The 14,814-nt window shown below is 70.6% G+C and carries 13 protein-coding genes; 7 read left to right on the forward strand and 6 right to left on the reverse strand.

Features of this window, described 5'->3' with window-relative positions; all coding sequences use genetic code 11:
- Nucleotides 1-30 precede the first annotated feature (30 nt).
- Genes alr through H284_RS0118730 form a run of 3 tightly spaced genes read right to left on the reverse strand, consistent with a single transcriptional unit; the run spans nt 31 to nt 2,096 of the window.
- Nucleotides 31-1,107, reverse strand: coding sequence for an alanine racemase (gene alr, locus H284_RS0118720; RefSeq protein WP_020077417.1), 1,077 nt, complete (start codon nt 1,105-1,107; stop codon nt 31-33).
- Nucleotides 1,104-1,823: an alanine racemase C-terminal domain-containing protein gene (locus tag H284_RS0118725; RefSeq protein WP_231371279.1), complete on the reverse strand. Its 720-nt coding sequence runs from the start codon at nt 1,821-1,823 to the stop codon at nt 1,104-1,106. Before H284_RS0118725 ends, alr begins: the two co-directional genes overlap by 4 nt.
- Before the next feature lie 36 nt (nt 1,824-1,859).
- A complete protein-coding gene (locus H284_RS0118730; RefSeq protein WP_018191296.1) occupies nt 1,860-2,096 on the reverse strand; it encodes a DUF7455 domain-containing protein in 237 nt (78 codons plus the stop codon).
- Between the two features lie 215 nt (nt 2,097-2,311).
- Between H284_RS0118730 and H284_RS0118735 the strand changes: the two genes are divergently transcribed.
- Nucleotides 2,312-4,408 (forward strand): DNA gyrase/topoisomerase IV subunit B, encoded by a 2,097-nt coding sequence (locus H284_RS0118735; protein ID WP_020077419.1) that lies wholly within the window; start codon nt 2,312-2,314, stop codon nt 4,406-4,408.
- Nucleotides 4,409-4,527: 119 nt separating this feature from the next.
- Here the strand turns inward: H284_RS0118735 and H284_RS0118740 are convergent, their stop codons facing one another.
- Nucleotides 4,528-7,014, reverse strand: a complete 2,487-nt coding sequence (locus tag H284_RS0118740) for a DNA gyrase/topoisomerase IV subunit A (protein ID WP_020077420.1) — start codon at nt 7,012-7,014, stop codon at nt 4,528-4,530.
- Nucleotides 7,015-7,098: 84 nt separating this feature from the next.
- Here H284_RS0118740 and H284_RS0118745 point away from each other — a divergent pair, with 84 nt between their 5' ends.
- A complete protein-coding gene (locus H284_RS0118745) occupies nt 7,099-8,223 on the forward strand; it encodes an alkaline phosphatase family protein (protein ID WP_020077421.1) in 1,125 nt (374 codons plus the stop codon).
- Here the strand turns inward: H284_RS0118745 and sepH are convergent.
- The gene (sepH, locus tag H284_RS0118750) at nt 8,220-9,377 is read right to left on the reverse strand and encodes a septation protein SepH (RefSeq protein ID WP_020077422.1); all 1,158 of its coding nucleotides are present in this window, start codon (nt 9,375-9,377) and stop codon (nt 8,220-8,222) included. The two genes, H284_RS0118745 and sepH, sit on opposite strands and share 4 nt — an antisense overlap.
- 203 nt (nt 9,378-9,580) lie before the next feature.
- On the opposite strand from sepH, the gene H284_RS0118755 reads away from it, so the two are divergent.
- Nucleotides 9,581-9,874 carry a DUF4193 domain-containing protein gene (locus H284_RS0118755; RefSeq protein ID WP_026307201.1) on the forward strand — a complete coding sequence of 98 codons (294 nt, stop codon included), beginning with the start codon at nt 9,581-9,583 and terminating at the stop codon, nt 9,872-9,874.
- A gap of 11 nt (nt 9,875-9,885) precedes the next feature.
- Here the strand turns inward: H284_RS0118755 and H284_RS0118760 are convergent, their stop codons facing one another.
- On the reverse strand, nt 9,886-10,332 hold the full coding sequence (locus H284_RS0118760; RefSeq protein WP_020077423.1) for a DUF3093 domain-containing protein: 447 nt from the start codon (nt 10,330-10,332) through the stop codon (nt 9,886-9,888).
- A gap of 40 nt (nt 10,333-10,372) precedes the next feature.
- Here H284_RS0118760 and dut point away from each other — a divergent pair, with 40 nt between their 5' ends.
- The 4 genes from dut to H284_RS0118780 all read left to right on the forward strand — a co-directional run bounded on the left by dut (nt 10,373) and on the right by H284_RS0118780 (nt 14,740).
- Nucleotides 10,373-10,831, forward strand: coding sequence for a dUTP diphosphatase (gene dut, locus H284_RS0118765; RefSeq protein ID WP_018191288.1), 459 nt, complete (start codon nt 10,373-10,375; stop codon nt 10,829-10,831).
- Between the two features lie 65 nt (nt 10,832-10,896).
- The gene (locus tag H284_RS0118770; RefSeq protein ID WP_026307200.1) at nt 10,897-11,505 is read left to right on the forward strand and encodes a DUF3710 domain-containing protein; all 609 of its coding nucleotides are present in this window, start codon (nt 10,897-10,899) and stop codon (nt 11,503-11,505) included.
- Between the two features lie 9 nt (nt 11,506-11,514).
- Nucleotides 11,515-12,327, forward strand: a complete 813-nt coding sequence (locus H284_RS0118775) for a DUF3159 domain-containing protein (RefSeq protein ID WP_020077424.1) — start codon at nt 11,515-11,517, stop codon at nt 12,325-12,327.
- A gap of 37 nt (nt 12,328-12,364) precedes the next feature.
- On the forward strand, nt 12,365-14,740 hold the full coding sequence (locus tag H284_RS0118780) for a cation-translocating P-type ATPase (RefSeq protein ID WP_020077425.1): 2,376 nt from the start codon (nt 12,365-12,367) through the stop codon (nt 14,738-14,740).
- Nucleotides 14,741-14,814: the final 74 nt, after the last annotated feature.

A 14,814-nucleotide genomic window follows, 5' to 3' on the forward strand; every position in this document is an offset into this window, starting at 1 on the left:
GCCGAGAAACTCAGGAGCGGTCGGCTGGGGTCAGTTGACGTAGACGCGGGGGACCCGGGTCGCGACGCCGGTGATCATCTCGTCGGCGATCGTCTCCGCCCAGTCGGCGTATTTCTCGGCGGTGGGCTCGCCGTCCGTGCCCGGTCCGAACAGGATGGCGGTGTCGCCGACCTCGACGCGGTGCGCGCCCGCGTCCACCAGCATGCTGTCGGCGGCGACCTCGATGACGGGGCAGCGGCGGCCGTTCAGCTGAATGGATGTCTTGGCGATTCCCAGCGTCGGAACGCCGTCGGCGTAGCCGATCCCGAGCCGGGCGTGCGTCGTACCGCCGACGTGCACCTCGGTGACGGGAGCCTCCAGCCGCATCGCGGGGATGAGGCCCAGCTCGCCGCCGGTCGAGTCGTCGAACGGGGAGAAGCCGTACGCGGCGATGCCGAACCGCACGAAATCGAATCGCGCCGCCGGCATCCGGATGCCGGCGGAGCTCGCGGCCAGGTGCAGCACCTGGAACGATGCTCCCAGGCGCTCCGCCTGGACGACCGCGGAGCGGAACTCGGCAAGGGCCGCCTCGTCGTCGGCGAGCGAGGCGTCGGCCAGGTGCGACCAGGCGGCACGGATGCGGATGACGTCGCGCTCCTGCAGGTCGAGGGCGGCACGGATCAGACCGGGCCACTCCTCGCGGGTGGCGCCGTTACGGCTGAGGCCGGTGTCCACCTTGAGGTGCACGACGGCGGGACGGTCGGCGCCGGCCGCAGCGATGGCCTCCAGCTGCCAGAGCGCCGAGATGCCGAGTTCGATGTCGGCCTCGATGCCCGCGCGCCAGTCGGTGTCCTGACCGTGCAGCCAGGCGAGGAGGGGGACGGTGACGCCCGCATGCCGGAGGACGATCCCGGCCGGGATCTCGAGCACGGCGAGCGAGGTCGCTCCGGCCTCCAGGCCCGCCTCGGCGACCGGGAGGAGTCCGTGGCCGTAGGCGTCCGCTTTCACGGCGAGCATGGTCTGCGCCGGCGCGATGAGCCGCGTCAGATGGGCGACGTTGTGCCGCACGGCGGCGAGGTCGATGACGGCGCGGGGGAGCGGCTCGGCGACGGCGTCCACGATGGTCACGCGCTGTACGTCCTCTCGATGCGCCGACCCAGCCGGCTCGTGATGACCGGAGCGGCGACGCCCAGCGCATCCGCCCAGTCCCGAACAGTCGGTTCTCCGCGGTCCGGGTCGCCGAACAGGATGACGGAGTCGCCGGGCGCGGCGGAGTCGTCGCCGATGTCGACGACGAACTGGTCCATGGCGATCCGTCCGGTGATGCGGCCGACGCTGTCGCCGACCTTGACGGGCGCCTTGTTGGAGGCGACGCGCAGGATGCCGTCGGCGTAGCCGAGCGCGACCAGCACGAGGGTGCTGGGCCGAGCGGTGCGGTACGTGTAGCCGTAGGAGACGCCGCGATCGGCGGGGACGCGCTTGACGGCGATGATCTCGCCTTCGAGGCGCATGGCCGGGGCGGACGGGCGGTCGGCGTCGAGCCCGAAGAGCTCAGGGCCGAGGAGAGCGCCTGTGGGCGTGGATGCGGGGCGGCTGCCGACGGTCGCCTCGACGGGCAGACCCTCGTCGGCGATGGCCGCGGCATCCTCGACCCGGGATACGAGAAAACCGCCGACCCCCGCATCCGTCAGCGCACGAGCCACGGGGATGAGCCCGTGTCCGTACGCGTCGGCGCGGAGATCGGCGGTGCAGTCGGGGAGCGATGCGATGGCGGCGGCTGCCGTCGAGCGGATGACGGAGAGGTCGATGTGGGCGCGTCTGCGCACACCCGTTCCTGGTGTCATCCTCCGGTCAGCCTCGCGATTCGCGATGCGGCCGCGTTACGCGCGCTGCTCTTCGAACAGGCGAGCGGTCTCGTCGTGCCAGCTGTGGGCGATCTGAGACAGCTTCTCCTGGTGCTTCTTGCCGTGGTGGGCGCAGAAGAGAAGTTCGCCGTTATTGACAACGACACGGATGTACGCCTGCGCTCCGCAGCTGTCGCAACGGTCCGCGGCCGTCAACTGCGGCCCCGATGCGAGCTCGTCAACCGCCCCGTTCTCCGAGGTGAGTGTCGACATGTGATGCTCCTTTCCGTCGCAACCGCTTGAACTCGGTACGTCTATAGAACCACGGATGCCGGGCAATCAGGCGCGCATTGGCTGCTATTTCGCTCAACGCGTAGCCTCGGCGCCCGACTCGTGTCGGTGACGTAGGCTGCGCCGCCCGGCGCTTACTCTGGAGAGGCACGTGCGTCCGCACCCGGATGGGCGCACCGGAACCACAAGGAGCACCCGTGGCGAGTTCGGACTATTCGGCCAGGCACCTCTCGGTGCTCGAGGGGCTGGAGGCCGTGCGCAAGCGCCCGGGCATGTACATCGGCTCCACCGACTCCCGCGGTCTGATGCACTGCCTGTGGGAGATCATCGACAACTCGGTGGACGAGGCCCTCGCCGGTCACGGGTCCGACATCGAGGTCATCCTGCATGCCGACGACAGCGTCGAGGTGCGCGACCGCGCCCGCGGCATCCCCGTCGACATCGAGCCGAAGACAGGCCTCTCGGGTGTCGAGGTCGTCTTCACCAAGCTGCACGCCGGCGGCAAGTTCGGCAGCGGGTCGTACGCGGCCTCCGGTGGCCTGCACGGCGTCGGCGCGTCCGTCGTCAACGCCCTGTCGGAGCGCCTCGACGTCGAGATCGACCGCGACGGCAAGACGTGGGCCATGTCCTTCCACCGCGGCGAGCCCGGCATCTTCGACGACAAGAAGGGTGAGCCTGGCCCCGACAGTCCGTTCACCCCGTTCGTCAGCGGCAGCGAGCTGCGGGTCGTCGGCAAGGTGGCGAAGGGCGTCACCGGGACGCGCATCCGCTACTGGGCCGACCGCCAGATCTTCACGAAGGGCGCCGAGTTCTCGACGGACGACCTCGTCGGTCGCGCTCGGCAGACGGCGTTCCTCGTCCCCGGCCTCTCCATCTCCATCGACGACAAGCGCCCAGGAGCCGACGGCGCGGAGACGGGCCGCACAACGTTCCGCTACGAGGGCGGCATCTCGGAGTTCGTCGACTTCCTCGCGCCGGACAGCCCCATCACGGACACGTGGCGGCTCACGGGTGAGGGGCACTTCACCGAGACCGTCCCCGTGCTGTCGGAGACCGGCGCCATGCTGCCCACCGAGCTGAGGCGCGACTGCCAGGTGGACATCGCACTGCGCTGGGGCACCGGGTATGACACGGTCATGCGCAGCTTCGTCAACATCATCGCGACGCCGAAGGGCGGCAGCCACCAGGCCGGGTTCGACCAGGGGATGCTGAAGTTCCTCCGCCAGCAGGTGGAGCAGAACGCGCGGCGGCTGAAGGCGGGGAACGACAAGCTCGAGAAGGACGACGTCATGGCCGGTCTCACCGCCGTCCTCACCGTCCGCCTTCCGGAGCCGCAGTTCGAGGGTCAGACCAAGGAGATCCTCGGGACACCCGCCGTGCGTGCGATCGTCGCCAACGTCGTCCAGAAGGCCATGGCCGAACGGTTCGGGTCGTCGAAGCGCGACGACAAGGCGCAGTCGGCGCTCGTCCTCGACAAGGTCGTCGCCGAGATGAAGTCCCGGATCTCGGCGCGCGCTCACAAGGAGACGCAGCGCAGGAAGAACGCTCTCGAGACCTCTTCCCTCCCCGCGAAGCTGGTCGACTGCCGCTCCAACGACGTCGCCAACAGCGAGCTGTTCATCGTCGAGGGCGATTCGGCGCTCGGCACCGCCCGGCGGGCGCGCGACAGCGAGTACCAGGCGCTGCTGCCCATCCGCGGCAAGATCCTGAATGTACAGAAGGCGTCGATCTCGGACATGCTGTCGAACGCCGAGTGCGCGGCGATCATCCAGGTCATCGGCGCCGGCTCCGGCCGCAGCTTCGACCTGTCGGTCGCCCGGTACGGCAAGGTCATCATCATGTCGGATGCGGATGTCGACGGTGCGCACATCCGCACGCTGCTGCTGACGCTGTTCTTCCGCTACATGCGGCCGATGATCGAGGAGGGCCGGGTGTTCGCCGCGGTGCCGCCGCTGCATCGCGTCGTGGTCGTCAACCCCGGGTCGAAGCCGAACGAGACGATCTATACGTACTCGGAGGCGGAGCTGCAGGCCGTGCTCGCCGACCTCAAGAAGCGCGGCAAGAAGTACCAGGAGCCGATCCAGCGGTACAAGGGACTCGGCGAGATGGATGCGGACCAGTTGGCGACAACGACGATGGATCGGGCGCACCGGACGCTGCGGCGCGTGCGCGTCCCCGACGCCGAGGCGGCGAACCGCGTCTTCGAGCTGCTGATGGGCAACGACGTCGCCCCCCGCAAGGAGTTCATCATCGCGGGCGCCGACGACCTCAGCCGAGCCCGCATCGACGCCTGACCCGCTCCGCTCTTCGCCCCCCCGTCGAGTCCGCAGACTTTGCACACCACGCGCCGCGTAGGCGTGCAAAGTTTGCGGACTCGACGGTGGGGGGTTCGGCGCGAGGGAGAGGCGCGGGGTCAGCCGATGCGGCGGCCGATGGAGCCGACGACGGTGTCGAGCGGGGTGCCCGAGCCGTCGCGGCGCGAGCCGCCCTCGGGGAGGTTCCGCGCGGCACCGTCCGGCGCGACCGCGTGAGCGGGTGCCGGGCCGGCCCAGGCGAGCACGAGCTCGTTCTCGCCCTTGAGGAACCGCTGCGCCCGCACACCGCCGGTCGCGCGCCCTTTCGCGGGGAACTCCGCGAAGTCGCTGACTTTGGCCGTGCCGGGGTCGGCGCCGGGCAGCGTGGCGTCGCTGGCCGCGATGGTCGCGACGACCGCTGTCTCGGCCTCCTCGGCGGAGACGGCACCGAAGTAGATGACGCGCGCGCCCGCACCGAGGTTGATGCCCGCCATTCCGCCGGCCGCCCGGCCCTGCGGACGGACGCTGGACGCGGCGAACCGCAGCAGCTGGGCGTCGCTGGAGACGAACACGAACTCGTCCGCGTCCGTGACCGTCGTGGCCCCGACCACCTCGTCGCCGTCCTTGAGCGAGATGATCTCGAACTCCGGCTTGTTCGCCCAGTCGCCCGCGGCCACACGCTTCACGACGCCTTGGGCGGTGCCGAGCGCGATCGTGCGCTCCGAGTCGAGTGAGGCGAGGGCGAGGATGCGCTCCTTCTTGTCCGCGAGCGCGAGGTAGTCGCCGACTTTCACCCCCGCGGCCAGCTGGATGGAGTTGGCCGGCACAGCGGGAAGGTCGACGGGGGAGAAGCGGATGAGCCGGCCGCGGTTCGTCACGGCGCCGATCTCGCTGCGGCTGGTGGTGTCCAGCTGCGACAGGATGGCGTCGTGCTTGCTGCGGCGGGCTGGCGCCTGGATGCGGTCGAGGCCGCCCTCCGCACCGTCGGCGCCGGCGACGGCATCCACGCGCAGGATGCGCCCGGTCGTCGACAGGAACACACGCGCGGGCACGTCGGCGACCTCGAGCTGCACGGTGGCCGCCTTGCTGCGCGAGGCGCCGGCGATCGACGGCTTGGCCTCGGTGAGCAGGGTGCGGCGCGGGGTGCCGAACGTGGCGGCCACCCGCTCCAGCTCGTCCGACACCAGGTCGTTGATGGCCTGGCGCGACGCGAGCAGCGCCTCCAGCTCGTCGATCTCACGGCGCAGCTGGTCGCGCTCGGTCTCGAGCTCGATCCGGCTGAACTTCGTGAGGCGGCGCAGCCGCAGCTCGAGGATGTAGTCGGCCTGCAGCGTGCTGAGGTCGAACACCTGCATCAGGCGGCCGCGCGCCTGCTCCGTGTCGTCGGACGTGCGAATGACCTGGATGACCTCGTCGATGTCGAGGATGGCGATGAGCAGGCCCTCGACCAGGTGCAGCCGCTCTTTGCGGCGGGCGAGGCGGAACTGCGAGCGGCGGGTGACCACGCTGATGCGGTGGTCGAGATACACCTGCAGCAGGTCGCGCAGGCCGAGCGTCTGCGGTCCGCCGGCGACCAGGGCGACGTTGTTGATCGCGAAGCCCTCTTCGAGCGGCGTGTACCGGTACAGCTGCTCGAGCACCGCCTCCGGGCTGAACCCGGTCTTGAGGCCGATGACCAGCCGGAGGCCGTTCTGGCGGTCGGAGAGGTCGGTGACGTCGGAGATGCCGTTGAGCTTCTTGGCGTTGACGCCGTCCTTGATCTTCTCGATCACCTTCTCGGGGCCCACCAGGTAGGGCAGCTCGGTGACGACGAGGCCGCTCTTGCGCGCGGTGATGGATTCGACGGTCACCTTGGCGCGCATCCGGAAGCTGCCGCGACCGGTCGCGTAGGCGTCGCGCACACCGGCGAGGCCGGCGATCGTCCCACCGCCGGGGAGGTCGGGGCCGGGGACGTACTCCATCAGGTCGTCGAGGGTGGCGTCCGGGTTCTCGAGGAGGTGCCGGGCTGCCCCGACGACCTCGATGAGGTTGTGCGGCGCCATGTTGGTGGCCATGCCGACGGCGATGCCGCTCGCGCCGTTGACGAGCAGGTTCGGGAAGGCCGCGGGCAGCACATCCGGCTGCATCAGCTGGTTGTCGTAGTTGGGGACGAAGTCGACGACGTCCTCGTCGAGGTCTTCCGTCATCGCGAGGGCGGCGGCGGCGAGGCGCGCCTCGGTGTACCGGGCGGCCGCGGGGCCGTCGTCGAGCGAACCGAAGTTGCCGTGGCCGTCGACCAGCGGGACGCGGAGGGTGAAGTCCTGCGCCATCCGCACCAGGGCGTCGTAGATGGCGCTGTCGCCATGCGGGTGCAGCTTTCCCATGACCTCGCCGGTGACACGCGCCGACTTCACGTGGCCGCGGTCCGGGCGGAGGCCCATCTCCGTCATCATGTACAGGATGCGCCGCTGCACGGGCTTGAGGCCGTCGCGGGCGTCGGGGAGGGCCCGCGAGTAGATCACCGAGTAGGCGTATTCGAGGAACGAGCCCTGCATCTCGGTCGTGACGTCGACGTCTTCGATGCGTTCCGTCGTTCCGGCGGCGGGCTTGTCGTCTGCAGGTGTCATTCGGGCATTCTGTGCGGTGCGAAGGGGCGGGGGCGGCTTGTCGGGCGGCGGGATCGCTGTGCCAGACTGGGCCGGATGCCCCCCATGCTACCGGCCGCGTTCACGACGAGAGCGAGCCTCGCCACAGTTCTGCCGAGTTCGCTCGCCGCGCTCTCGGGAGAGACGAACGACCTCGGCCTGCCGCGGATGGAGCACGTCGTCGTCATCGTGGTCGATGGGCTCGGCGCAGCGGCCCTCCGTGCCCGCGCCGGGCACGCGAGGACGCTCGCCCCGCTGCTCGGGAAGACGACCACGATCGACGCCGGGTTCCCGACGACGACGGCCGCAGCGCTCGCCACCCTGACGACCGGGACGACGCCCGGCGAGCACGGCCTGGTCGGCTACCGCGTGCGTGACGGCGCCGGCCGTCTGACGAACCAGTTGACCGGCTGGGACGAGCGGATGGATCCGCAGACCTGGCAGCGGTCGCGCACGGTTTTCGAGCAGGCTGCGGAGCGGGGCGTCACGCCGCGCGCGATCGCGCTCCCGAAGTTCGCCGGCACCGGCTTCACCGCGGCCGTGCTGCGCGGAGCGGAGTTCGTCGGCGTCCAGTCGATGGCCGACCGGTTCGCCGCGGCGGCCGACGTGCTGGCGACCGCGGGGCCGGGCCTCACCTATCTCTATGTCGCCGAGCTCGACCAGCTGGCGCACGCCCGCGGCTGGGAGTCGTCGGAGTGGACGGCCGCCCTGGAGACCCTGGATGCGCTGGTCGCCGACTTCGCCCGTCGCCTCGGCCCGGGGCGCGGCGCGCTGCTGACCGCCGACCACGGCGCGGTGGATGTGCCGGAAAGCGGCCACATCCTGTACGACACCGCGCCCGAGCTGCTGCAGGACGTGGCGGACATCGCCGGCGAGCCGCGGCTGCTGCACCTCTATGTCGAGGACGGCGCCTCACCGGTGGCCGTCGCCGAGCGCTGGCGCGACGCCGAAGGCGACCGGTCGTGGGTGGCGACGCGCGCCGAGGCGGTCGACGCCGGCTGGTTCGGTGAGCGGGTCGACCCCGAGGTCGTACCGCGGATCGGGGATGTGCTGGTCGCCGCGCGCAAGCGCATCGCGTACTACGACGGCCGCGACCCGCAGCGGACCGGCCGCAACATGGTCGGCCAGCACGGCTCGCTCACGCCGGAGGAGACGCGGGTTCCGCTGCTGCGGTTCGGAGCGGCAGGCTAGGCGAGGTCGTCGTCCGTTCGGGCGCCGAAGACGATCTCGTCCCAGCTCGGCATGGCCGCTCGACCCTTCTTGCGCGACGGCTGCGGGCCCGAGTCGTTCGACGGGCCGGCGTTCGACGGACCGCTCGGCGGCGCCGGAACGTCGAGGGGGAGCGGCGGCTGCTCGGCCGCGGGCGGACGCTCGTCGATGAGACGGAACGGCGTCGCGGCGGGCGTCGGGGCGACCGGGGCCTCGGTCGACGCCGTCGGCACGACATCCAACGGTGCCGCATCGGTCGGCGTCGGGCGGTCCTCGTAGCCGGCGGCCTCCCTCTCACCGCGGCGGCGGCGCAGGGCCTCCAGCAGGTCGGCGGTCTGGTGCAGGTCGCGCGGGGCACCGTCGTCGGCGCGCTTGATAGCCGAGACGGTGATCGAGTTGTTGGCGCCGGGCGTTCGGCCTTGCGGCAGCGGCTCGATGGGCGCGGTGATCTCCGGACCCATCAGATCGGCGGCCGGTGCGGGGAACGTGAAGGCTCCGCTGTCGAAGCGGGAGCTGTCCGGCTCGCCCTCGTGCGGGAGCACGGCACGCAGCCGGGGGATGAGTGAGCCGCCGCGCAGCTCTCCGGCCTGCGACAGCGTGGTCGCCTCCGAGTTGAGCGGTGCGAGTGCGTGCTTGCGCGCGTCGTACGACCAGCGGGCGTCGTGGTCGATCGTGTCGGCCGTGAACTCCAGCTTCACGATCCAGCCGGTCTCGCTGTCCTTCCAGCTCGCCCAGCGCTCGCCCGCGACACCGAGCGATGCGAGGCGGTCGCGGATGACCGAGCCGAACGTCTCGGCTTCGCCGAGCGGGTCGACGGCGTCGGAGGTGTGCACGGGGACGCTGAGGGCGCTGGCGACGATGTGCTCGCGCTCGGCGATGATCGGTCCCTCGAAGCGCTGCACGTACTCCAGCGGGGCTCCGGTGACCGCGGCGACGTCCTCGGCGGACATGCCGGAACGGATGTGGGCCTGCACTTCGCGCGGTGAGAGTTTGGGCGCGTCGGCGGGCGTCTCCTGCCGCACCTGGCGCACTTTCGACTGCAACGCCTCGTCCACGGCGATGCGGAAACGCTCACCGTCGTCGCCGACGGCGACCAGCGCGCCGTTCTCGACCCCGATGACCTTCAAATCCTGCATGTGGATTGCCTTCCGAGCTCGTTCGTACGGCCCCAGGATGCCACGGAGCAGAAGGCATTCCGGGGAATACAGCGGGCGTGCCGGAAGTTGCACACCGAGCAATGCTGAGAGGCTCCTGTTTGGTTTTGCTATTCAGGGGCGATTGATGCAAACTATGGCCGCCGATTGCGAGAATCGGCCGTTACGACGAGAAGTGGATGGGCATGGCAACGGATTACGACGCACCGCGGAAGACCGAGGACGACTCCGAGTCGATCGAGGCCCTCAAGGAGCGTGTCCCGGACAAGATGTCGGGGGTCGTCGACGTCGAAGATGCTGACAACCCCGGTGGATACGAGCTCCCCGGTGCCGACCTCTCCGACCTCGACCTCGACGTCGTGGTGCTGCCTCCTCAGGCGGACGAGTTCACGTGCGTGAACTGCTTCCTGGTGAAGCACCGCTCCCAGATCGATCACGAGACGAAGCTCGGACCGATCTGCGTGGAGTGCGCCGCCTGACGTCGAACGAACTAGGAACTGAGGCGAGCCTCATCGAGAACCCGGACCAGCTGGTCCGGGTTTCTTGTTGAGAGGAGCCAGTAGGGCGCCGGGTCGTCCTGATCCACGACCGGGACCTTCACGACCGGCTTGATCCAGCCGCGGATGAGCAGCCACGCCCGCGCGTCGAGACGGCGGCCGCGCTCCAGGGTCGCGTCGTCGCCGCGGAAGGCCGTCGGCTCGCCGACCAGGTCGAGCGGGATGCGCGCGTGGCCGGCGACCAGCTCCTCCTTCGTCACCCGGATGACGGGCGCCGTCGCGACCAGGAAGATCGCGAAGGCGACGTAGATCGCGATGGCGAGGACGACACCGACGGCGAAGTTGATCGGCGCGAAGACGAGCATGACCGCGGGGATGACGAGCAGGGTGGAGATGAACAGCCAGGGGGTCGCCCAGAGTCGCTCTCGGTACAGGTCCATGACCTCTATTCGATCAGACTTCTGCACTAGCCTCTGACACGTGACCGATACCGTCGACGTCCCGATCATCGCCTCCGCCCTGCCCGCGTACGCGCACCCGGGCGACGCCGGCGCCGACCTGTGCGCCGCGGAGGCGGTGACGCTGGGGCCGGGGGAGCGCTTCACGATGCCGACCGGCGTCTCCATCGCCCTCCCCGACGGCTATGCCGCGTTCGTCGTCCCGCGCAGCGGCCTGGCCATGCGGCACGGCCTCACGATCGTGAACGCGCCGGGGACGGTGGATGCGGGATACCGCGGCGAGATCCGGGTGACCCTTCTCAACACCGACAGGTCGATGCCGTACGATATCGCCGTCGGCGACCGGATCGCCCAGCTGATCGTCATGCCGGTCACGCGGGCCCGGTTCATCCCCGTCGACTCCCTCCCGGACAGCCACCGCGGCACCGCGGGCTTCGGCTCGTCCGGGTACACCGTGACCGAGTCAGGAGAACACGCGTGAGCGACATCAGCGACACCCCTCGTGGAGCCGAGGAGGGCGCAGAGCTCGAGCAGCAGGACGACGGCCTGGAGGCGGAGTTCGAGAAGTCGGCCCCGCCGGACCGCGAGACCGAGGGGCCGCTCGACGAGAGCGAGGCCAACCCGGTGCGCCCGTACGTCGACCTCGGCGGGGTGAAGATCCTCCCGCGCGAGGGTCTGCACCTGCGCCTCGAGGTCGAGGAGGAGACCCAGCGCGTCGTCGCGGTCGGTCTGGACTACGCCGGCTCCACCCTGCAGGTGCAGCCGTTCGCGGCGCCGCGGTCGACCGGACTGTGGCACGAGATCCGCGAGCAGATCACCGACCAGATCCAGCGCCAGGGCGGCCGGGTCTCCGAGCGCGACGGCGCGTTCGGTCCGGAGCTCGTGGCCGAGATCCCCGTTGCGGCGCCCGACGGCGGTCCGGTGGAGACGCGCGTCGCGCGCTTCGTCGGCGTCGACGGCCCGCGCTGGTTCCTCCGCGGCGTGATCGCGGGCGACGCGGCGGTGCAGCCGGAGGCGGCCGCGCTCGTCGAAGACCTGTTCCGCAGCATCGTCGTGGTCCGCGGCTCGGTGCCGATGCCGCCGCGCGACCTCATCCCGCTGCGGATGCCGGCCGCGCCGACGACCGGCAACGAGAACGACTACTCCTCTCTCTAAGGCGCACGCATGACCGATCAGGACCGGCCCGACCGGAAGAGCACGCCGGCCGACCCGGCCGCCACGGCGGAGGACACGACAGGCACAGACCGGACAGGCACAGACGCGCCGACTCCCGCCCTGGGCGACAGCATCGCCGCGGCCGCCCGCCGCTCGGGCCTGGGGCAGCTGGCGGAGACCGACGCCTCCACGGGCGCGGCGCTCCTCGGCGCGCTCGGCGGCATCCGCGGGCTGTGCGAGACGATCCTTCCCGGGCTCGTCTTCCTCATCCTCTTCACCTTCACGCAGAACGTCCCGCTGTCGATCGGCTGCTCGGTCGCCGTCGCGGTCGTCTTCACCGCGCTGCGCGTGATCGGCAAGACACCGCTCACGCAGGCGTTGGCCGGCCTGATCGGTGTGGGCATCTCGGCGATCCTCGCGCTTATCACGGGGCGGGGCGAAGACAACTTCCTGTTCGGGATGTGGTTGAACGCCGCCTACGCCGCCGGCATCCTCATCTCGATGCTGGTCCGCTGGCCCATCATCGGGCTCGCCGCCGGCTATCTGATGGGCGACGGTGTCGCCTGGCGCAGCGACAAGCGGAAGTTCCGCGTGATGCAGGCGCTCACCTTCCTGTGGCTGCTGCTCTTCGTCGCGCGGCTCGTCGTGCAGGTACCTCTCTATCTGGCGCACACGGATGAAGCGACCAGCGCGCTCGCCCTCACCAAGCTCCTCATGGGCGTTCCGCTGTACGCGCCGCTGCTGCTCGTGACGTGGTTCGTGGTCAAGGCGCAGTTCCCGCAGAAGGCGGCCGCGCCGCGCCGCACGGCCTCGGGCCGCTAGGGGCGGTCGCAGGCTCGCGGGCGACGGAGGGGGACGGATGCTGGACGCGGGGACGCAGACCGGGCTGACGGCCGCCCAGGTGGCGGAGCGGGTCGCGGCGGGTCGCGCGAACACGCAGACGCAGCCGAGCTCGCGGTCGCTGGGCGACATCCTGCGCGAGAACATCTTCACGCTGTTCAACGGCATCCTCACCGCCTGCTTCATCGCCGTCGTGCTGCTCGGCGACCTGCGCGACGGGTTCTTCTTCGGCATCGTCGTCGTCAACGCGCTGATCGGCATCGTGCAGGAGTACCGCGCCAAGCGCGTGCTCGACCGTGCGGCGCTGCTGGCCGCACCGCACAGCCGCGTGCGCCGCGACGGAGTGGTCGCCACCGTCGCCCTGGAGGACGTCGTGATCGACGACCTGCTCGTGCTGCGCCCCGGCGATCAGATCCCCGCCGACGCCGTGGTGGTCGAGAGCACGGGGCTGTCGCTGGACGAATCGATGCTGACGGGGGAGTCGGACCCCGTGTTCAAGGATGCGGAGGCGCCGCTCCTCTCCGGCTCGCACGTCGTCACCGGCACCGGACTCGCGCTCGTCACGGCGGTCGGGGCCGACTCGTACGCCAGCCGGCTGACCAGCGAGATCCGCAAGCACTCGCTGGTGCGGTCGGAGCTGCGCGAGGCGACCAACCGCATCCTGGTGTACCTGTCATGGATCCTCGGCCCGCTCATCATCGTGACGGTGATCGGGCGCGTGCTCACCTACGGCGGGTTCTCGGAGATCTTCGTCGACGACCGCTGGCGGCGCGCGCTGCTCGACGCCGTCGCCGCGGTCGTCGGCATGATCCCGGAGGGGCTCGTACTGCTGACGAGCCTCGCGTTCGGAGTCGCCGCCATCCAGCTCGCCACCAAGAAGGTGCTCGTCCAGGAGCTCGCCGCCGTCGAGGTGCTCGCCCGCGTGGATGTGCTGTGCCTCGACAAGACCGGCACCCTGACCACCGGCGAACTCTCCCTGCACGGCACGGAGGCCATCGGCGACGCGGCCGTCGTGGAGCTGGCCGAGACGGCGCTCGCCGCGTTCGGATCGGATGAGGCGGGCAACGCGACGTCCGGCCTGCTCGGATCGCGGTTCCGCAGCGACCGGTTCCGGGTGACCCGGCGCATCCCGTTCAGCTCGGCCACGAAGTACAGTGCGGTGGCGATCACGGTCGACGGCGCCGAGAGCGCGTGGGTGCTCGGCGCTCCCGAGCGTGTACTGGAGGAGCACCCGGAGGCGCTGGCCCGCGCGACGGAGCTGGCGGCCACCGGGCTGCGGACGCTTGCGCTGGCGCGGGCGGTCGATCCGCTGCCCGCGGACGTCCACCGGCCGTTGACCGGGACGCGGGTGGAGCCCGCGCTGCTCGTGCTCCTCGCCGAGACCCTGCGGCCGGAGGCGCGCGACACCCTCGGCTACTTCCGCGAGCAGGCGGTGCGCGTCGTGGTGATGTCGGGCGACAATCCGGTCACCGTCGCGGCCATCGCGCGCGAGCTCCAGCTGGAGGGCGAGGCCGTGGATGCGTCCACGTTGACGACCGACGAAGCGCTCGCCGAGGCGCTGGACACCGCGAGCGTGCTCGGCCGCGTCAGCCCCGACCAGAAGCGCACGGCGGTCCGGCTGCTCAAGGAGCGCGGCAGGACGGTCGCGATGACCGGCGACGGCGTGAACGACGCGATGGCGGTGAAGGATGCCGACCTCGGCATCGCGATGGGCACCGGCACGGCCGCGACGAAGGCCGTGTCGCGGGTCGTGCTGCTCGACGACCGCTTCGACCGGCTGCCCGATGTGCTCGCCTCCGGACGGCGCGTGATCGCCAATGTGGAGCGCGTCTCCAACATCTTCCTCGCGAAGACGACCTACGGCATCCTGCTCGCCCTCGTCAGCGCCGTCGTGCTGTGGCCGTTCCCGTTCCTCCCGCGGCAGCTGACGCTCGTCTCGACGCTCGCCATCGGCATCCCCTCCTTCTTCCTCGCGCTCGCTCCCAACAAGCGCATCTACACGCCCGGCGTGCTCGGCCGGGTGCTGAAGTACTCCGTGCCGACCGGCCTCATCGCCGGAGTGACGGCGATCGTCGCCTACGCGCCGCTCTACGGCAGCATCCCGCTGCACGAGGCCCGCAGTGTGACCACCGTCGCCCTGTTCTGCGTGTCGCTGTGGATCCTGTGCGTGCTCACGCGGCCGCTGACCGGGATGCGGTGGCTGCTCCTCGCCGCGGTCGCCGCCGCGTTCGCGCTGGTGTGCCTCATCCCGTTCACCGCATCCTTCTTCGAGATGCATCTGCAGGCGGACGGGGCGCTGGCGTGGGGCATCGCGGTCGGCGCGGTGGGGGCCGCAGGCGTCGAGCTCTTCTACCGCTTCGCGAAGCGCCGCTCGCTGGTCTTCGACCGGCTCTGAGCGTGCTAGATTTATCTCGACGTCAAGATACTTTCCGGTTCGGCGATTTAGGGTTACCTTGCTGGAAAGGCGCT

The organism is Cryocola sp. 340MFSha3.1, from assembly GCF_000383315.1.
Taxonomy (GTDB): Bacteria; Actinomycetota; Actinomycetes; order Actinomycetales; family Microbacteriaceae; genus Leifsonia.